An 18018-nucleotide genomic window follows, 5' to 3' on the forward strand; every position below is an offset into this window, starting at 1 on the left:
ACGCTGGCGGGTCGTGCTCGGATCGCGTATGCCGTCGTGTACGGCATCGCCTGCTGGTTGGGGTGATCCCAACTAGGATCGTCCACCCAGTCACGGCCCGTCGGGGGCGCGGACAGCTGCGGGCGATGGCACGGGGGTGAGATCGGACGCCTCCAGTGGAGGAGCACCCTGGCTTGCGGGGTCGTCGCCTCGAAACAAGTCGGTTTGTCGGATCGGCCAGAGGCTTGTCGTAGTCTGCTTACACCTACCCCGACACCTGTACCAGTTTCCTGTCCCTGTACGTACCTCAATTGTCCCCCATACAGCCCCCGACTGTCATCACCCACACGATGCGAAACCATTCACGTTCCCCCACCCCACACCCAGCCTGATCGACTGCGTCCCAACCGAATCCGACCCGAGGCGCGCCACCCCGCCGGCCCCGCCACCCACCCCTCCGTCGCTGCCCGCCTTAAGCGCAACCCGCACCCCGGCGGAAAGCCGCTAGACGACCGCCCAGCCAACTCACTCGGCAGCGACGAAGCAGCGCTGACCCGAGGCCCGGTTTGTCGGTTGTCATCTATTGAATAATGTCGATTCCCCGGCGGCCCGGGAAGGCGGTCTCGAACGCTTGAAGGGCGACCTCCCAGCGGACGCACCAGCGTTTCTGCCTGGTCCCCTTCGGGTCCAGCGCGCGCGGGCATCGGCCTCGCGCTGGGCCCGCCAGGGCGACATAGTCCCGCCGCCGGGAATGACAGCTTGAGGCGCGGGTCTCAGCGCTCGAGGTAGGCCTCGAGGTTGAGGAGTGATGAGCCCAGGCCTTCGGCGTGGTCTTCGGCGCTGATGCCGTCGGGGACGTTCTCGGCGGTGATGGTGACGCGGGTGCCGTTCGCGATGGGTTCGAGTGTCCACGCGCCGGTCATGGTGCCGGCGAAGGCGGGATCGTCGGCGATGAAGTCGACCTCGGTGACGATGCGGGTGTTCGGGACGAGTTCGATGAAGCGGGCTTCGACGGTGTCGGTATCGGCGGTGGTCTTGCCGGGCGCGTCGGCGGGGTCGTCGTAGGTGAGGGTCATGCGGTAGCCGCCGCCGGGGCGGGGGTCGTAGTGGTCGAAGCGGCCGGTCATGCCGGACGGCGGGAGCCAGGCGGCGAGCGCTTCGGGGTCGGTGAGCGCGGTGTAGACGCGTTCGACGGAGGCGGGGATCTCTCGGCTGGCTTGGTCGGTGCGCGGCATCTGCGGAACGTAGCATCCGCTCCCGACGGCGGGGGTGAGAAACAGCCCGGTCCCGCATGCGGGACCGGGCCTGGGATCGTGCCGTCAGTGGGCGGGGACGGCGTCGCCGTTGGGGTTGTCGACCTTCTTCACCAGGAAGGCGGCGGCCACGGCGACGAGGGACATGGCGGTGCCGCACAGGAAGGCGAGGTGGATGCCGTCGGCCTGGGCGGTGACGTCGTTCGCGCCGGATTCGAGGCTGGCGGCGGCGCCGGTGGTCATCAGGGTGATGAACACGGCGGTGCCGGCCGCGCCCGCGACCTGCTGGAGGGTGCTCATGATGGCGCTGCCGTGCGGGTAGAGCTCCATGGGCAGAGCGCCGAGCGAGGAGGTCATGAGCGGGGTCATGAGGCTGCTGAGGCCGAGGCTGAGCAGCACGTGGATGACCACGACGAACCAGGTCTCGCTGGTCTGGTCGAGCATCGTCATGAGGCCGAGGGCGCCCGCGAGGACGACCGCGCCGGGGATGACGAGCGGCCGGGGGCCGACCTTGTCGAAGATGCGGCCGATGAAGGGGCCGGAGAGGCCCATCGCGAGACCGCCGGGGAGGACCACCAGTCCGGTCTGGAGCGTGGTGAGGTCCAGGACGTTCTGGAGGTAGATCGGCAGCAGGATGAGCGAGCCGAAGAGGGTCGCCATCGAGATCAGCAGCATGATGATGCCGACGGTGAACGAGCGGTGCTTGAAGGGCCGCAGGTCCATCAGGGCCGCGTCGCGGCGCTGGAGGCGCAGCTGGCGGAAGACGAACAGGGCCAGCGACACGGCGCCGCCGGCGACGGCGGCGTAGGGCGGGACCGGGGTGTGGTTCCCGGCCGCCGATTCGCCGAAGCTGCTGAGTCCGTAGATGAGGCCGCCGAAGGCCACCGCGGAGAGGAGCGCGGAGAGCAGGTCGAGTTTGACCGGGCGCGTCTCGCCGAGGTTCTTGATGAGGACCCCGCCGAGGACGAGGGCGAGCACGGCGATGGGCAGGACGGCCAGGAACATCCAGCGCCAGGTGAGGTTGTTGAGGATGAACCCGGAGAAGGTGGGGCCGATCGCGGGGGCGACGGCGATGACGATGGTGATGAAGCCCATGGTGCGTCCGCGGCGTTCGGCCGGGACGAAGGTCATCACGGTGGTCATGAGCAGCGGCAGCATGACGGCGGTGCCGCTGGCCTGGATGACGCGGGCGGCGACGAGCACGGGGAAGACCGTGGCCACGCCCGCGAGCAGGGTGCCCGCGCAGAAGAGCCCGATGGCGGCGAGGAACACGGTGCGCGTGGTGAAGCGCTGGAGGATGAGCCCGGTCATGGGGATGACGACGGCCATGGTGAGCATGAAGCCGGTGGTCAGCCACTGCACGGTGGCGGCGGTGATCTGGAACTGCTCCATGAGGCGCGGGAGGGCCACGCCCATCACGGTCTCGTTGAGGATCATGACGAACGTCGCCACGAGGAGCACGCCGAGCACGATTTTGATCTGGCGCGACATGCCGGGTTCGGGCTCTGGCGTCGCTTCGGCCTCGGGCGTGTCGGCCGGTCGTTGGTCAACGGTCATGGGGAGGTTTCCTTCGGTGGTGTTCCTGCCCGGTGCCGACTGGCCCGTGCCGGGGCCCACCGGGGTGTCGGAGGGTGACGGGACGCGCGCACCGGAAAGTGTCAGTGACTGTCAATCATTGCAGTTGCTACCATCCGGGTCATGAGCGCCGGTGGGGGTTTGCGAGAAGTGTCACGTCGGGCCGTGCAGTCGAGGATCGCACGGGCCGCCGAAGAGCTGTTCGTGGCGAAGGGTTTCGAGGAGACGACGGTCGATGAGATCGCCGCCGCCGTCGGCATGTCCCAGCGCAGTTTCTTCCGCTACTTCGCATCGAAGGACGAGGTGGTGCTCGACCGCCTCGAGCGTTTGGGCGAGGAGCTCTCGGCCCGGTTGGAGGCGCGTCCGCCCCGCGAGCCGGAGTGGGATTCGCTGCGGCATTCGTTCGATCCCATAGTGGAGCGCCTCTCCGACCCGGTGGTGCGCGAGCACGATCGGGCGCTGCAGCGGATCGTCCATGCGAGCCCGCGGCTGCTCGCGGCGTACCTGGGGCGGCTCGACCGGCTGCAGGGTTCGCTGTCGGACCTGCTGCTCGATCGGGCCGCCCGGCATCCGGGGGGCGAGACGGACCCGGTGGTGCTGCGCGCGCTCGTGGGCGGGGCGTTCGCGTGCCTGCAGGCGGCGATGCAGCATTGCGGGGTCGAGCCCGAGGTGTTCGAGCCGTGCCTGGACCGGACGATGGCCGCGATGCGCCCTGTGACCGCCTCCGCAGCCTGGTGAACCTTATGGCCCGGGAACTGCGCCCGCTCGCGCCTGATCCGACACCCCGACCGCGCGACGACCGAACGGCATCGGGGCTAGTGGTGGTGCCGGTGGACGACGGCGTGGCCCTTGCCGCGTGAGATCAGCGCGCGGTTGATCGGAACGGTCACCACGAAGGCGATCGCGAGCGCGGCGGCCAGGATGAGCCAGAACCGGGTGTCGGCCAGGCCCATCTCCATCGCGCCGGGCATCGCGAGGATGAAGCCGTTGTCGACGATCTCCATGACCGCGATCGAGATGGTGTCGGCGGCGAGCGCGACCTTGAGCGCCTCCTTGAAGGACAGTCCGGCGCGCATGACGCCGCGCATGGTCAGGGCGTAGCCGAAGACGAAGGCCAGTGCGATCGCGAGGGCGATGGTGGCCGCGCCGTGCCAGCCGAGGGCGGTGCCGATGACCACGCCGAGCACTTCGCCGATGGCGCAGCCGGTGAGGCAGTGGAGGGTCGCGGAGGCGGCCATCATCCAGCTCGCGGGGTTGGCTTGGGTGCCATGCGATGCGTGGTCCTCATGACCGGCGTGCCCGTGTGTCGTATGGCCTTGGACGTGCCCGTGGTGCTGATGGTGCTCATGGGTGGAGTGGTCCACAGCGTGCTCCTCAATGCCAGGCGGCCCGGGGTGGCCGCGACCGGATCATCTTATACCCCCCTAGGGTATGTTGCGAATGGGGTTCGGGTGACGGGACACCGAATGCCCTGCGGGCCGGTCGCGACCATAGGAAGATCCACAGTGCAGCGCACGCACGACAGTGGAGGAACGGCATGGTCGAGGCTTCCGAAGAGCGGGCTCCCGAGCGGCTCGGCGGACGGTACGCGCGCGTGCTCGCCCTCGCCGGCCTCGTCGGCATCCCGGTCTCGGTGGCGGCCTTCGCGTTCCTCGCGCTCCTGCACTGGCTCACCGTCTTCGCCTGGGAAGACCTGCCCGAACAGTGGAACCTCGAACCGGTGCCGTGGTGGTGGCCGTTCCCCTGGCTGCTCGTCGGCGGCGCACTCGTCGCGGTCGCGATCACCCGCCTGCCCGGGCACGGCGGGCACGTCCCGATCGAGGGCCTCTCCCCCGACCCCGTGCCGCCCTCGCACCTGCCCGGGGTCCTGCTCGCAGCTCTCGGCGGCCTCCCGCTCGGCGTCGTGCTCGGCCCCGAAGCGCCGCTCATGGCCGTGGGCACGGCCCTCGCCACGATCCTCACGGGCCGGTGGGTCGCACGCGGCGGCCCCGAGAACGCGCTCCTCGGCACCTCGGGTTCCGCCGCTGCCGTCGCCGTCATCTTCGGCAGCCCGCTGGTCGCGGCCGTGTTCATCCTCGAATCCGCCGCCCGCGCCGGGATCCGCCAGACCCGGGTCGTGCTCCCGTGCCTGCTCTCGGCCGGGGTCGGCGCGCTCGTGTTCACCGGGCTCGGCGAATGGACGGGCCTGCGGGTGTCCTCGCTGCAGCTCCCCGGGCTCGACCTCCCCGACCGGCCCGACCTCGCGGACCTGCTGTGGACGATCCCGCTGGCCGTGCTCATCGCCGCGGGCGTGCGCCAGGTCCACCACCTCGGACGGCGCCTCGTCCCCCACACGGCCCGGCGGCCCGCGCTCATGGCGATGGCCGCCGTCGCGGTCACGGCAGTCGCCGCCGCGGCCTACTCGCTGCTGACCGGCCGCTCCCCCGTCGAGGTGCTGCTGTCCGGACAGGACGCGCTCGGGGTCTTCACCGAAGCCGGCGACGTGCCCGGCGTCTGGGCGCTCGTGGGCCTGCTGGCGTTCAAGGGCCTGGCGTACGCCGTGTCGCTCGCGACGCTGCGCGGCGGCCCGATCTTCCCGGCCCTGTTCCTCGGCGCGGCCGCCGGCGCGCTCCTCAGCGGACTCCCCGGGTTCGGCATCGCCCCGGCGATGGCCGCGGGCATGGCCGCCGCCACCGCCGCGATCCTGCCGCTGCCGGTCTCGTCGGCCATCCTCGTCACGCTGCTGCTCGGGTCGGGGTCGAGCGGGATGACCCCGATCGTGCTCATCGCCGTCGTCGTCGCGTTCGCGACCGAGCGGCTCATCGACCGCACCGGAACGCGCGAGCCCGCGCCTGAAGCGGCATAGGGCGGTGGACATGCAGGACAAGGAAAGCGGCGATGGAGGCGCGCGATTCAAGCCGCACCCGCTGCGCTGGCTGCTCGCGAGCGTCGCGCTCGTGGTGCTCTACTTCGTCGTGCCGATCCGCAGCGAACCCGACACCGTCGTCCTGGTCTTGCGCTGGTGCACCACGATCGTGCTGCTCGCGGCCCTGGCGATCGTCATCCGCTGGCAGGCGGTGCGACAGCTCCGCGACCCGGAAGCGCCGCTCGGGGCGCTGGTCGTGGGCATCCTCGCGGGGGTGCTGCTGTTCGCGCTCACCGACTACGGGCTGGCCGTGTACCGGCCCGGCCAGTTCGCCGGCCTCGACACCCGCGTGGACGCCCTCTACTTCGCGCTGAGCACGCTGAGCACGGTCGGGTTCGGCGACGTCTCGGCCCAGGGCCAACTCGCCCGGGTCGTGGTCTGCGTGCAGATGGTGTTCAACTTCACCGCGATCGCGGGCTCGGCCTCGCTCGTCGCCGGCAAACTCGCCGAGCGCGCCCGCACCCGCGACAGCCGGACCTGAGCGCGACGGCGCCCGGCCTCCGGTGCGCCGTCACGGCTCGACGAGACCCCCCGAACGCCCAGCGACTCCGGCCGCTTCCCGGCGACGTTCAGGCCGCCAAGGGGATCGCGCGCTGCGAGGGGCCGGTGTAGGCGCTCAGCGGCCGGATCAGGGCGTTCGATTCGAGCTGCTCGATCACGTGCGCGGTCCAGCCGGTGATGCGGGACATGACGAACAGCGGCGTGAACATCGGGATGTCGAAGCCCATGAGGTAGTAGGCGGGCCCGGCCGGGAAGTCCAGGTTCGGGTGGATGCCCTTGGCCTCCATCATGGCCGCCTCCAGCTCCTCGTACATCGCTACCCAGCGCTGACCGCCCGTCAGCTCGGCCATGTCCTTGAAGGCGGCCTTCATGGTCGGGACGCGCGAGTCGGCGTCCTTGTAGACGCGGTGCCCGAATCCCATCACCTTCTCCTTGGCGGCCAGTCGCTGCAGGAGCCACTCGCGGGCCAGCGCGGGGTCGTCGATCTCGAGCATCATGCGCATGACGGCCTCGTTGGCACCGCCGTGGAGGGGGCCCTTGAGGGCGCCGATGGCGGCGGTGACGGCGGAGTAGATGTCCGAGAGCGTCGAGGCGACGGTGCGGGCGGTGAACGTGGAGGCGTTGAAGCTGTGCTCGGCGTAGAGGATCATCGAGATCTCGAAGCAGCGCAGCACTTCCGGTGCGGGGACGGCGCCGAAGCACATGTGGAAGAAGTTCTCGGCGAAGCCGAGGCCGGGGTCGGGGGCGATGCGGTCGAGTCCCTTGCGGCGGCGGAAGTCGTGGGCGACGACGGTGGGGAGTTTGGCGAACATCGCCTCGGCCTTGGCGCGGTTGGCGGCCGGACTGTTGTCGTCCTCGGCCGGGTCTTCGGCGCCGAGGCAGGAGACGGCGGTGCGCAGCAGGTCCATCGGGTGGCAGTTGTCGGGGAGGCGGTCGATGACGGCGATGGTGGATCGGGTGACTTCGCGTTGCGCGCCTTCGCGTTCGGTGAAGCCGGCGAGCGCGTCCGCGGCGGGCAGGTCGCCGTACCAGATGAGGTGGGCGACCGCTTCGAAGGAGCAGCTGCGGGCGAGCTCTTGGACCGGGTAGCCGCGGTAGGTGAGGGAGTTCGTCTCGGGGACGACCTCGCTGACGGCGGTGGTGTCGGCGACGACTCCGGCCAGGCCCTTGCGGATGTCGATGCTCATGCGTCCCTCCCGGGGATCTGGAAATCGAAGAGCTGCTTGTCGAAGGCGGTGTACGAGGCGTAGTCGACGAGTTCGTAGAGGCGGGCCCGGGTCTGCATCCGGTCGACATGGGAGGCCTGGGTGCCTTCGGTCTCCAGGGCGTCGAAGAGGTCTTCGACGGCGCCCATGGCGGCGCGGAGGCTGGAGACGGGCCAGATGACGAGGTTGTAGCCGAGGTCTTCGAGCTGCCGGGCGGTGAGGCTGGGCGAGGTGCCGAACTCGGTCATGTTCGCCAGGAGCGGCACGTCGACCGCCTCACGGAAGGCCGCGAACTCGGCTTCGGTGCGCAGGGCCTCGGGGAAGACCATGTCGGCCCCGGCGTCCACATAGGCTCTGGCGCGGTCGACGGCGGCGTCGAGCCCTTCGATCGCGCGGGCGTCGGTGCGGGCGCAGATGACGAAGTCGGGGTCGGTGCGGGCCTGGACGGCCGCGCGGACCCGTTGCAGCATCGTCTCGGCCGGTACGACCTCCTTGCCGTCGAGATGGCCGCAGCGTTTGGGGTTGACCTGGTCCTCGAGGTGGCAGCCCGCGATCCCGGCGTCTTCGAAGGCCGCGATGGTGCGGGCGACGTTCGCGGCCTCGCCGAAGCCGGTGTCGGCGTCGATGAGGGTGGGCAGATCGGTGGCGCGGGCGATCTGGCCGCCGCGCCCGGCGACCTCCGTGAGCGTGGTGAGGCCGATGTCGGGCAGGGCCAGGTCGGCCGCCAGCGCGGCGCCGGAGACGTAGACGCCTTCGAAGCCGCGGTCGGCGACGGCGCGGGCGACGAGCGGCGAGAACGCGCCGGGGAGGCGCTGGAGGCGGCCGGAGGCGAGTCCGGTGCGCAGGGCCCGGCGCTTCTGGGACGGCGAGAGGCGTTGCGTCATCGGAAGAGTCCTCCGCTCGTGGGTGCGCTCAGTGCTCCGGGAGGGGCGGCGAGGTTGAGGGCGCGGACTTCGGCGGCGTCGAGCGTGTCGATCCGGCAGGCGAGATCGAGGAACCGGTCCTGTTCGGGCCGTGCGATGACGCCGTCGGTGAGGGTGCGGAACTTCTCGAGGTACTGCTCGCGCGCGAAGGGCCTGGCGCCCCGGGGGTGGGCGTCGGCGACGGCGAGTTCGTCGTCGATGCTGGTGCCGTCGTCGAAGACCACGGTGACATGGCCGCCGAAGGCGCGCTTGTCGGGATCGGGGTCGTGGTAGCGGCGGGTCCACTCCTGGTCTTCGAGGGTGCGGACCTTGTGCCACAGGGCCACGGTGGATTCGCGGTGGGCGCGTTCGGGGGTGTAGGAGCGCTCGTGGTGCCAGTCGCGGTCTTCGAGCGCGACGGCGAAGATGTACATGATGGAGTGGTCGAGGGTCTCGCGGCTCGCGTCCGGATCGGATTTCTGCGGGTCGTTCGCGCCGGTGCCGATCACGTTGTGGGTGTGGTGGCTGGTGCGGATCACGACCTCGGCGATGCGGGAGAGGTCGCCGATGCGCGGTGCGAGGCGCCGGGCGAGGTCGATGAGCGCCTGGCTCTGGTACTCCGCGGAGTGCTCCTTGGTGTAGGAGTCGAGGATGGCGCGCTTGGGTTCGCCGGGGCCGGGCAGCGGCACCGTGTAGCGCGCGTCGGGTCCGCTGAGGAGCCGGGCGATGACGCCGTCCTCGCCTTCCCAGATCGGCGACGGCGCGCCTTCGCCGCGCATGGCCCGGTCGACGGCCTCGACGGCGGCCTTCCCCGCGAACGCCGGGGCGTACGCCTTCCAGGAGGAGATCGCGCCCTTGCGCGACTGCCTGGTCGCGGTGGTGGTGTGCAGCGCCTGGCCGATCGCCTGGTAGATCACCTCGGGGTCGAGGCCCATGAGGGTGCCGATGCCGGCCGCCGCGGAGGGGCCGAGGTGGGCGATGTGGTCGATCCGGTGCTCGTGCAGGCAGATCGCGCGGACCAGGTCGATCTGGACCTCGTAGCCGGTGGCGATGCCGCGCACCAGCGCCGTGCCGTCGAGGCCCCGGTGCTGGGCGACGGCGAGGATCGGCGGGATGTTGTCGCCGGGGTGCGAGTAGTCGGCGGCGAGGAACGTGTCGTGGAAGTCCAACTCGCGCACCGCGACTCCGTTCGCCCACGCGGCCCATTCGGGCGAGCTGCGCACGTCGGGCGCGGCGCCGAAGACGGCCGCGCCGGGACGGTACGGGTGCGCGAAGGCCTGGGCGCGGGCGTTGGCGACCGGGCGGCGGGCGAGCGACGCGGCCGCGACGGCGGCGTTGTCGATGACCCGGTTGCCGATCATCTCGGCGACCTCGGGCTCGACCGGGACGGGGTCGTGGGCGACCTCGGCGAGTTTCCAGGCCAGCTCCGCTTCGCGCGGCAGATGCTCGCGGGAGGCGTGGACGCGGACGGGGTGCTCGATCATGCGGCGACTCCTTCTGGGTTATCTTCACAGTATGTACAGCCACCGATCCCTATGAAAGCACTGAAAATGTGGTTTCTTGTGGAAATATCGGCCGTGTTCTGTGAATCTTGTGAAAGGACCAGTTGATGGCGTTGAAGACGGCCAAGGTCGGCCTGCGGCTGCGCCGGTTCCGCGAGGAGCAGGGCCTCACGCAGGCCTCGCTCGCCACCGCGCTGGGCATCTCCACCAGCTATGTGAACCAGATGGAGTCGAACCAGCGGCCCATCACCGGCCCCGTGCTGCTGCGCCTCGCCGAGGTCTTCGACGTGGACGTGCAGCGCTTCTCGGCCGCCGAGAGCGACCGCCTCGACGCGCAGCTGCGGGACGCGCTCGCCGACACCGCCCACGCCGAGCAGGTCTCCCCCGGGCAGACCCGCGAGCTCGCCGAGGGCATGCCCGAGCTGGCGCGGTACGTCGTGGACCTGCACCGCCGCTACCGGCACGCCGTCGAACGCAACACGGCCATGAGCGCCGAACTCGACGCCGGGGCCGCGCCCACGGCGTACGAGGAGGTTCGGGACCTGTTCTACGCCAAGCGGAACTACGTGCCGGAGCTGGACGAGGCCGCCGAGCGGATCGCCGCCGAACTGGACCCGGCCGATCTCGACGTGGAACTCACCCGGCTGCTGGCCGACCGGCACGGCACCGTCGTCGCCGCTCTGGGTGCCGACGAGCAGGCCGGGGCCAAGCGCCGCTTCGACCCCGACGGCCGCGTCCTGCGCGTCTCGCCGCTCCTCACCTCGGGCCAGCGCGCCTTCCAGCTCGCCACGCACCTGGCGCTGGTCGAGCACGCCGACCTGATCGACGGCCTGGTGGCCGCCGCCGACCTCTCGGGGCCGGAGGCGCGGGGGCTGGCGCGGATCGGCCTGGCGAACTACTTCGCGGGCGCGTTGATCCTGCCGTACGGGGTGTTTCGGAGCGCCGCAGAGGAACTGCGGTACGACCTCGACCTGCTGCAGCGGCGGTTCCGGGTGGGGTTCGAGACGGTGGCGCACCGGTTGAGCACGTTGCAGCGGCCGGGCGCGCGGGGCGTGCCGTTCTTCTTCGTGCGGGTGGACCGGGCCGGGAACATCTCGAAGCGGCAGTCGGCCACGGACTTCCACTTCTCGCGGGTGGGCGGCAGCTGCCCGCTGTGGAATGTGTACGAGGCGTTCGCGCATCCCGGGGAGATCCGCACGCAGCTCGCGCAGATGCCCGACGGGCGCGCGTACCTGTGGGTGGCGCGCACGGTGACGCGCCGCTACGGCGGGTTCGGGACGCCGGCGAAGACGTTCGCGATCGGGCTGGGCTGCGACCTGCACCATGCGCACCGGCTGGTGTACGCCGACGGGCTGGACCTGGCGAGCCCGGCGGCGCTGACCCCGATCGGGCCGGGCTGCAAGGTCTGCGACCGGTCGGGCTGCCCGCAGCGGGCGTTCCCGGCGATCGGCAGGCCGCTCGACGTGACGGACCACCGCAGCGGGTTCACGCCGTACCCGTCGTCGGCGTGAGCCTCAGCCGATCGCCTCGGTCAGGACCGCGACGCCCCGGTCGATCTCCTCGGGTTCGATGACGAGCGGCGGGGCGATGCGGACGGTCCGCCGGTGGGTCTCCTTGGCGAGCACGCCGAGTCGCAGCATCCGCTCGCAGACCTCGCGCGCGGAGGGCCCGCTCTCGGGGAGGTCGACGCCGGCCCACAGGCCGCAGACCCTGACCGCGTCTACTTTGGACGAATTGAGTCCGGCGAGGGCGCCTTCGAGGTACCGGCCGAGGTCGCGGGCCCGCCGCTGCCATTCGCCGGTGGCGAGCATGGCGACGACTTCGGCACCGACGGCGGCGGCGAGCGGATTGCCGCCGAACGTGGAGCCGTGGGTGCCGGGCGTGAAGACGTCCATGACCGCGCGGTCGCAGGCGACGGCGGAGAGGGGGACGATGCCTCCGCCGAGGGCCTTGCCGAGCACGTACACGTCGGGCTCGACGTCCTCGCGGTCGCACGCGAACGTGTGTCCGGTGCGGCCCAGACCCGACTGGATCTCGTCGGCGATCATGAGGACGCCGTGCTCGTCGCATTGGCGGCGCACCTCGGCGAGCCAGCCCGCCGGCGGGACGACGACTCCGGCTTCGCCCTGAACGGGTTCGAGGAGCACGGCGGCGGTCTCGGGGCCGATGGCGGCCGCAAGTGCTTCGGCGTCGCCGTAGGGCACCGTGTCGAAGCCGCCGTCGAAGGGCCCGAAGCCCTCGCGGGTGTCGGGGTCGGAGGAGAACCCGACGATGGTGGTGGTGCGGCCATGGAAGTTCCCGTCGAAGACGACGATCCGCGCCTGGCCGGCGGCGATGCCCTTGCGGGTGTAGGCCCATTTGCGGGCGGCTTTGACGGCGGTCTCGACGGCTTCGGCGCCGGTGTTCATGGGCAGGACGGCCTCCTTGCCGCAGAGGTCGGCGAGCCCGGCCAGGAACGGGCCGAGGGTGTCGGTGCGGAAGGCGCGCGAGGCGAGGGTGAGCCGGTCGAGCTGGGCGTGCGCGGCCGCGGTCAGGCGCGGGTGGCGGTGCCCGAAGTTCAGGGCGGAGTAGGCCGCGAGCCAGTCGAGGTAGCGGTTTCCTTCGGCGTCGGTCACCCAGGCGCCCTCGCCTTCGGCGATGACCACCGGCAGCGGGTGGTAGTTGTGCGCGCCGTACTGCTCTTCGAGGTCTGTCAGGTGGTTCGAACGGTTCACGGGCGGCCTTTCACGGACGGGGACGGCGCCGCGGCCGGCGCCGACGCATCGGCTGACGTCTCCGGCGGCACTCGGACGCCGGTATCCACCAGCATGGACCCCGCGGCGGCGATCGGGCCGTCGTTGGCAGCACTGGCGTGGCGGCGGTCGGTCGATCCTCCTCGAATTCGTTTGTCGAACGCCGAACCTCGGTGCAAGCTGGGTGCCGGACCCGCACCATTGCCACCGCCGATTGGACCGCCGTGACCAGCACCGCCCTGCCTGCGTCCGCCCGCACCGCGCCCGAACTGGTGCACTGGCGCAACGCCGTGTTCGCGGTGTTCGCCCTCTCCGGGTTCGTGTTCGCGAACTGGGCCGCGCGCGTCCCGAACATGCGCGACCTCCTCGGTGCGACCACGCAGGAGATGGGCGTGCTCATCCTCGGCCTCTCGGCCGGGGCGATGCTCGGCCTCATCGCCTCGGGCCACGTGGTCGCCCACCTCGGGGCGACCGCGGCGATCCGCTGGTTCCTCTCCCTCACCGCCGTCGGCCTGGTCGCGATCGGGCTCATCGCCGGGCTCGCGCCCGCCTATTGGGCGCTGTTCGCGGCGCTGATGGTCCTCGGGGCGGGCAACTCGGTGCTCGACGTGGCGATGAACCTCTCCGGCGCCGCCAACGAGCGGCGCGTCGGCAAGACCCTGATGCCGATGTTCCACGCGGGATTCAGTGTCGGCACCATGCTCGGCGCGGGCCTCGGCGCGCTCACCGAGCAGCTCGGCGTCTCGGCCGGATGGCATCTCACCGTGGTGGGCCTCGCGGTCCTCCTGGCCTCGGTGTACGTGGTCCGGTTCCTCCAGCCCGCCGAGGAGCCGCGCGAGGCGCAGCCAGGCGAGCGGTCCGGCTGGCGCACCCGTCTGGCCTCGTGGACGGACGTGCGGGTGCTGCTCATCGGCCTCATCATCCTCGGCATGGCGTTCACCGAGGGGACCGCGAACGACTGGCTGGGTCTGGCCATGGTCGACGGCTACGGGCTCACGAACCCCGGCGGCGCGGCGGTCTTCGCCGTGTTCGTCACCGCCATGACCGCCGGGCGCGCCTTCGGCGGGCTGTTCCTCGACAGGTTCGGGCGGGTGCCGGTCCTGGCCGGATCGGCGCTGCTGGCGCTCGTGGGCCTGCTGCTGGTGATCCTCGGCCCGACCGCGCCGATCGCGATCGTCGGCACCGTCCTGTGGGGCCTCGGCGCGTCGCTCGGGTTCCCCGTCGGCATGTCGGCCGCCGCGGACGACCCCGAGAAGGCCACCGCGAACGTCGCGGTCGTGGCCACGATCGGGTACTGCGCGTTCCTCATCGGTCCCCCGCTGATCGGTCTGATGGGCGACCAAGTGGGCCTGCGGAACGCGTTCTACGTGGTGCTCGTCCTGGTGGCGATCGCACTGGTCTGCTCGCCCGCGGCGCGGAGGCCCAAGGGGTGAGGGTCCGGCGCGGGTGGTGGGACCCGCGCCGGACGGATCGGTTACGTGGTGACGCGGAAGGTCGCGTCAGCCCGTTCCTGGGAGGTGCTCACGGGGTCGAGCCGCAGCGAGTACCCGTAGTGGCGGATGTAGCGGGTCGGGAAGTTGTAGGACGAGAACGAGCTCCACGAGGAGTCGGCGAGCCCGGCGACCCGGTTGAAGGTGGCGTCGGCGTTGAACGTGCCGCCGGAGGTTCTGGGGGCGAGCACGAAGTCGTAGTTGGCGTGCCGTAGGAAGTGCCCGGGGAAGTTCACCGATTCGAAGGAGACCGCGCTCGAGGAGGCCAGGCCCGGCACGAGTCGGAACTGGGAGTCCTGCACGGGGCTCACGCCCGGGTCGATGCGCACGTCGAAGTTGTAGTGGCGCACATAGCGGTCCTGGTAGTTGTAGGACTGCAGGCGGTTGAACACCGGGTTCTGGTAGCGGTTCAGGACCCGGGTCTCCTCGGCCTGGGTGAGGTTGAGGATGAAGCCGTGCCGCTTCAGGTTGGCGCCCATGCTGTAGCCCGAGGCGATGCGGTAGCCGGAGACGTTGGCGGGGTTGGTGGTCACGACGGGCAGGTAGCCGCGGCCGGTGGCGTACTGGTCGAGCCACAGCGCCCATTCGTTGCGGTCGTTGAACTTCGCCCACATGGGGCCTTCGACGCCGCCTCCGGTGAGGTTCGACAGGTCGCCCAGGCGCGTCCACGAGCCGGTGAGCGAGTTGCCTCCCTCGATGACGATCTGAGTGTGCTTGGAGGCGCGGTAGTAGCGGTAGCCGCCGGTGTTGGCCTCGATGATCTGGGTGTCGATGAGCTCGTCGAGGCCAGGGCGTTCGATGTAGACCTGCGGGGTCGTGATGGACCGGAAGTCGGTGGTGCGGGCGCTCCAGATGCGGTGCTTCTTCTCGCCGTTCAACGTGGAGTTGGTGGCCCAGTACAGGAAGTAGTTCCCGGCGGAAGCGTCCCAGATGGCCTCGGGCGCCCAGGCGTCCCCGGCGTCGCCGATGGACGCGGCGACGGGCAGCAGCCACGGGATCGACCAGTTCACGAGGTCGGCGGACTCCCACACGACGAGGTTGCGGCTGCCGGTGTTCTGCGCGTCGCCCCAGGACGTGCCCGAACCGATGTGCAGGTCGGTGGCGATGATCCAGTAGCGGTCCCCGGCCGGGCTGCGCACGATGATGGGGTCGCGCACGCCCTTGGTGCCCAGCGAGGAGCGCAGGACGATCTGGCCGCGGTTGAGGTCGGTCCAGTTCAGGCCGTCGTCGGAGTGGGCGAGGTAGATCTGCTCGCCGCCGGTGCCCTCGCCGATGAAGTGGGCCATGAGGTACCCGGTGTGGGCGGTCTGGGCCGCCGCGGGTGATGCCGGGAGCAGCGCGGCGGCGGGGACGGCGGCGGCGGCCGTGATGAGGCCGCGGCGGCTGAGCCTCGGCATGGCGTGGCGTGAGGGTGGTGTCGACATTGACTCTCCAGGGATCTTGCAGCCGAAATGATGATGTGAAGGGTAACAATCAACATTGACCTAGTCAATATCTTCGATATCAAACGAGAGCGCGCTGTATCGATTCCGTGATGTGGGCGCAGGCCGCGAACCGGGAGGTCACCGAAGCGGTGACCGCGAACCTCCCGGCCCGGCGCCGTTGACGGCGCCGGGCCGGGAGGCCGCGAACCTGGTCAGCCGGAGGGGATCAGCACGTACAGGCCCGCCGTGAGCAGGAACCCGAGCACGCCGAGCGCGGTGGTCATCGGCGTCCAGACTCTGAGGCCGTCCTTGACCGAGAGCCCGAGGTAGCGCGTCACGATCCAGAAGCCCGAGTCGTTCACGTGGCTGAGGCCCAAGGCGCCGTAGCCGATCGCGAGCGCGACGAGCGCGAGGTGGACGGCGTCGAGGCCGAGCGCCTGCACGGCCGGGAGCATCAGCCCGGCGGCGGTCGTGATCGCCACGGTCGCCGAGCCCTGCGCGGCGCGCAGGATCAGCGAGATGAGGAAGACCGCGAGGAGGACCGGGATGCCGGCGTCGGCGAGCGATTCGGCGACGGCCGCACCGATGCCGGACTCGGTGAGCACCTTCCCGAAACCGCCGCCCGCACCGGTCACCAGGATGATGACGGCCGCGGCGGGCAGCGCGGACTCCATGACCTCGCCGAGCTTGGCGGCGGTCCAGCCGCGGCGCACGCCGAGCGAGTACATCGCGACGGCGATGGCGACGGCCAGCGCGAAGATCGGCTGGCCGATCATCGAGAGGAAGCCGTTCCAGAAGGTGCCGGCCTCGAACCGCGGGGCGATGGTGGTGCCGACCATGATGAGCGCCAGCGGGAGCACGATGATGCCGATGATCGTCCCGGCGCCGGGGGCGGTCTCGCCGTCCTTCAGGGTGCCGTTCCTAGGGCCGCTGTCGTCGCCGAAGCCGTCGAACATGGCCTTGGTGGCGGCGATCATCGGGTAGTCGCGACGGTTGAAGCACTTGCCGAGGACATACGCGGCGAGGGCGACCGGGATCGAGACGGCGAGTGCGAGGATCGTGATCCAGCCGACGTCGGCGCCGAGGATGGCGGCGCCGCCGACGATGCCCGGGTGCGGCGGGACGGCGACGTGCACGGCGAGCATGATGCCCGCGACCGGCAGGCCGAACTTGATCGGATTGAGCCCGGCGGCCTTCGAGAAGGCGTAGATGATCGGGATCAGGATGATGAATCCGGCGTCGAAGAACACCGGGACGGCGAGGATCGCGGCGGCGGCGGTGAGTGCGACGCCGACCCGCTTGGGGCCCAGCCAACCGGTGAACTTCCCGGCGAGGGCGTCGGCACCGCCGGAGATCTCGATGATCTTGCCGAGCATGGAGCCGAGCGCGACGAGGACGGCGACGGACCCGAGGGTGCCGCCGACGCCGGCGATGATCGCCTGGATGACGCCGAGCTTCTCGGGTTCGTCGCCTCGGGCGGGGATCGTGGTGAGCGGGAGGCCCGCGCCGATGCCGACGGCGATCGAGGTGAGGATGAGGGCGTAGAACGCCTGCATCCTGAATTTGACGACGAGCAGGAGCAGGAGGGCGACGCCCGCGAGTCCGACGAGGATCAGGGCGGGGAGCGGCAGCGTGAATCCCATGGCTACTCCCCCTGCTTCCGGAGTTCGGGGGCGAGGACGCGGATGACCGCGGAGTCGTCGAGTGCGCCGAGGCCTTGGGCCTCGCCGATGAGGAACAACTGCTCGGCCGCGGCGGCGACCGGCGCGGCGAGGTGGGCGCCGCGGGCGGCCTTGCCGACGATGCCGAGGTCCTTGACGAAGATGTCGAGGCGGCTGAGCACTTCGGCGCCGTCGTCGTCGTAGGCCTGGAGGGCGCGCGGGCCGCGGTTGCCGAGCATGAACGAGTTCGCCGCTCCGGCGGTGAGCGCTTCGAGGGTGCGTTCGCGGTCGAGCCCGAGGGCGTCGGCGAGGGCGAGCGCTTCGGCGGCGGCGGCGATGTGGACGCCGCACAGCAGCTGGTTGACGGTCTTGAGCGCCTGGCCGTCGCCGGCTCGGTCGCCCACGATGGACAGTGTGGAGGAGAGTTGTTCGAGGACCGGCTTGACCTGGTCGAGGACGGCCGGTTCGGCGCCGACGACGATGAGGAGGTCGCCTTCGCCGGCGCGGACGGGCCCGCCGGAGAGGGGGGCGTCCACGAGGTGGGCGTCCTGGGCGGCGAGGCGGGCGGCGGTCTCGGCGATGCCTTCGGTGCCGACGGTGCTGGTGAGGACGACGACGGCGCCGGGCGCGAGGTGCTCGGCGATGCCGTTGTCGCCGAAGAGCAGTGTGTTGAGCTGTTCGCCGGTGCGGACGGCGACGAGCACCGTGCCTGCGCCGGTGACGGCTTCGGCGGCGGACGGGGCGGGCGTGACACCGCGTGCGGCGGCGAGCGCGAGCCGGTCGGCCGCGATGTCGAAGCCGCGGACTTCGAAGCGCTCGGCCAGGCGCGAGGCCATGGGCAGGCCCATCGCTCCGAGGCCGATGACAGCGACGTTGCTGTTCATTACTG

Annotated in this window: 15 protein-coding genes; 5 read left to right on the forward strand and 10 right to left on the reverse strand. The window is 70.9% G+C overall.

Annotation, left to right across the window (positions count from 1 at the left end; translation table 11 throughout):
* Nucleotides 1-752 precede the first annotated feature (752 nt).
* Both JHY01_RS24730 and JHY01_RS24735 read right to left on the reverse strand, forming a co-directional pair.
* Nucleotides 753-1214 carry an SRPBCC family protein gene (locus JHY01_RS24730; RefSeq protein ID WP_205328387.1) on the reverse strand — a complete coding sequence of 154 codons (462 nt, stop codon included), beginning with the start codon at nt 1212-1214 and terminating at the stop codon, nt 753-755.
* Between the two features lie 84 nt (nt 1215-1298).
* Nucleotides 1299-2789, reverse strand: coding sequence for an MDR family MFS transporter (locus tag JHY01_RS24735; protein ID WP_240193231.1), 1491 nt, complete (start codon nt 2787-2789; stop codon nt 1299-1301).
* Between the two features lie 141 nt (nt 2790-2930).
* On the opposite strand from JHY01_RS24735, the gene JHY01_RS24740 reads away from it, so the two are divergent.
* Entirely contained in the window at nt 2931-3545 is a 615-nt protein-coding gene (locus JHY01_RS24740) for a TetR/AcrR family transcriptional regulator (protein ID WP_205328388.1), read from the forward strand.
* Between the two features lie 77 nt (nt 3546-3622).
* Here JHY01_RS24740 and JHY01_RS24745 read toward each other — a convergent pair whose 3' ends face one another.
* Nucleotides 3623-4171, reverse strand: a complete 549-nt coding sequence (locus tag JHY01_RS24745) for a DUF4396 domain-containing protein (protein ID WP_307814571.1) — start codon at nt 4169-4171, stop codon at nt 3623-3625.
* 173 nt (nt 4172-4344) lie between these two features.
* Here JHY01_RS24745 and JHY01_RS24750 point away from each other — a divergent pair, with 173 nt between their 5' ends.
* The gene (locus JHY01_RS24750; RefSeq protein ID WP_205328389.1) at nt 4345-5652 is read left to right on the forward strand and encodes a chloride channel protein; all 1308 of its coding nucleotides are present in this window, start codon (nt 4345-4347) and stop codon (nt 5650-5652) included.
* A 10-nt stretch (nt 5653-5662) separates the two neighbouring features.
* Nucleotides 5663-6193 (forward strand): potassium channel family protein, encoded by a 531-nt coding sequence (locus JHY01_RS24755; RefSeq protein ID WP_205328390.1) that lies wholly within the window; start codon nt 5663-5665, stop codon nt 6191-6193.
* A gap of 88 nt (nt 6194-6281) precedes the next feature.
* On the opposite strand, the gene JHY01_RS24760 is transcribed toward JHY01_RS24755, so the two are convergent.
* From JHY01_RS24760 to JHY01_RS24770, 3 genes are read right to left on the reverse strand one after another with little or no spacing between them, the layout of a single operon-like run.
* Complete coding sequence (locus tag JHY01_RS24760) at nt 6282-7400, reverse strand: bifunctional 2-methylcitrate synthase/citrate synthase (RefSeq protein WP_205328391.1); 1119 nt, start codon at nt 7398-7400, stop codon at nt 6282-6284.
* Complete coding sequence (prpB, locus tag JHY01_RS24765; RefSeq protein WP_205328392.1) at nt 7397-8302, reverse strand: methylisocitrate lyase; 906 nt, start codon at nt 8300-8302, stop codon at nt 7397-7399. The genes JHY01_RS24760 and prpB overlap by 4 nt, the downstream gene beginning before the upstream one ends.
* The gene (locus tag JHY01_RS24770) at nt 8299-9804 is read right to left on the reverse strand and encodes an MmgE/PrpD family protein (protein ID WP_205328393.1); all 1506 of its coding nucleotides are present in this window, start codon (nt 9802-9804) and stop codon (nt 8299-8301) included. The genes prpB and JHY01_RS24770 overlap by 4 nt, the downstream gene beginning before the upstream one ends.
* Before the next feature lie 131 nt (nt 9805-9935).
* Between JHY01_RS24770 and JHY01_RS24775 the strand changes: the two genes are divergently transcribed.
* A complete protein-coding gene (locus JHY01_RS24775; protein ID WP_374199597.1) occupies nt 9936-11333 on the forward strand; it encodes a short-chain fatty acyl-CoA regulator family protein in 1398 nt (465 codons plus the stop codon).
* Between the two features lie 3 nt (nt 11334-11336).
* On the opposite strand, the gene rocD is transcribed toward JHY01_RS24775, so the two are convergent.
* Nucleotides 11337-12536 (reverse strand): ornithine--oxo-acid transaminase, encoded by a 1200-nt coding sequence (gene rocD / locus JHY01_RS24780; protein WP_205328395.1) that lies wholly within the window; start codon nt 12534-12536, stop codon nt 11337-11339.
* A gap of 242 nt (nt 12537-12778) precedes the next feature.
* Here rocD and JHY01_RS24785 point away from each other — a divergent pair, with 242 nt between their 5' ends.
* Nucleotides 12779-13987, forward strand: coding sequence for an MFS transporter (locus JHY01_RS24785; RefSeq protein ID WP_205328396.1), 1209 nt, complete (start codon nt 12779-12781; stop codon nt 13985-13987).
* Nucleotides 13988-14028: 41 nt separating this feature from the next.
* Here JHY01_RS24785 and JHY01_RS24790 read toward each other — a convergent pair whose 3' ends face one another.
* From JHY01_RS24790 to JHY01_RS24800, 3 genes are all read right to left on the reverse strand, one after another.
* Complete coding sequence (locus JHY01_RS24790) at nt 14029-15468, reverse strand: glycoside hydrolase family 43 protein (protein ID WP_205328397.1); 1440 nt, start codon at nt 15466-15468, stop codon at nt 14029-14031.
* Between the two features lie 212 nt (nt 15469-15680).
* A complete protein-coding gene (locus JHY01_RS24795; RefSeq protein ID WP_205328398.1) occupies nt 15681-17111 on the reverse strand; it encodes a GntP family transporter in 1431 nt (476 codons plus the stop codon).
* Nucleotides 17112-17113: 2 nt separating this feature from the next.
* The gene (locus JHY01_RS24800; protein WP_205328399.1) at nt 17114-18013 is read right to left on the reverse strand and encodes an NAD(P)-dependent oxidoreductase; all 900 of its coding nucleotides are present in this window, start codon (nt 18011-18013) and stop codon (nt 17114-17116) included.
* Nucleotides 18014-18018 lie beyond the last annotated feature (5 nt).

The sequence above is a fragment of the Glycomyces sp. YM15 genome (assembly GCF_016918015.1).
GTDB lineage: Bacteria > Actinomycetota > Actinomycetes > Mycobacteriales > Micromonosporaceae > Glycomyces.

Bases quoted from the DNA above. Each gene is read 5' to 3' on its own strand.
- JHY01_RS24730 (WP_205328387.1), bottom strand. From the start codon at position 1,214: ATGCCGCGCACCGACCAAGCCAGCCGAGAGATCCCCGCCTCCGTCGAA.
- JHY01_RS24735 (WP_240193231.1), bottom strand. From the start codon at position 2,789: ATGACCGTTGACCAACGACCGGCCGACACGCCCGAGGCCGAAGCGACG.
- JHY01_RS24740 (WP_205328388.1), top strand. From the start codon at position 2,931: ATGAGCGCCGGTGGGGGTTTGCGAGAAGTGTCACGTCGGGCCGTGCAG.
- JHY01_RS24750 (WP_205328389.1), top strand. From the start codon at position 4,345: ATGGTCGAGGCTTCCGAAGAGCGGGCTCCCGAGCGGCTCGGCGGACGG.
- JHY01_RS24755 (WP_205328390.1), top strand. From the start codon at position 5,663: ATGCAGGACAAGGAAAGCGGCGATGGAGGCGCGCGATTCAAGCCGCAC.
- JHY01_RS24760 (WP_205328391.1), bottom strand. From the start codon at position 7,400: ATGAGCATCGACATCCGCAAGGGCCTGGCCGGAGTCGTCGCCGACACC.
- prpB (WP_205328392.1), bottom strand. From the start codon at position 8,302: ATGACGCAACGCCTCTCGCCGTCCCAGAAGCGCCGGGCCCTGCGCACC.
- JHY01_RS24770 (WP_205328393.1), bottom strand. From the start codon at position 9,804: ATGATCGAGCACCCCGTCCGCGTCCACGCCTCCCGCGAGCATCTGCCG.
- JHY01_RS24790 (WP_205328397.1), bottom strand. From the start codon at position 15,468: ATGTCGACACCACCCTCACGCCACGCCATGCCGAGGCTCAGCCGCCGC.
- JHY01_RS24795 (WP_205328398.1), bottom strand. From the start codon at position 17,111: ATGGGATTCACGCTGCCGCTCCCCGCCCTGATCCTCGTCGGACTCGCG.
- JHY01_RS24800 (WP_205328399.1), bottom strand. From the start codon at position 18,013: ATGAACAGCAACGTCGCTGTCATCGGCCTCGGAGCGATGGGCCTGCCC.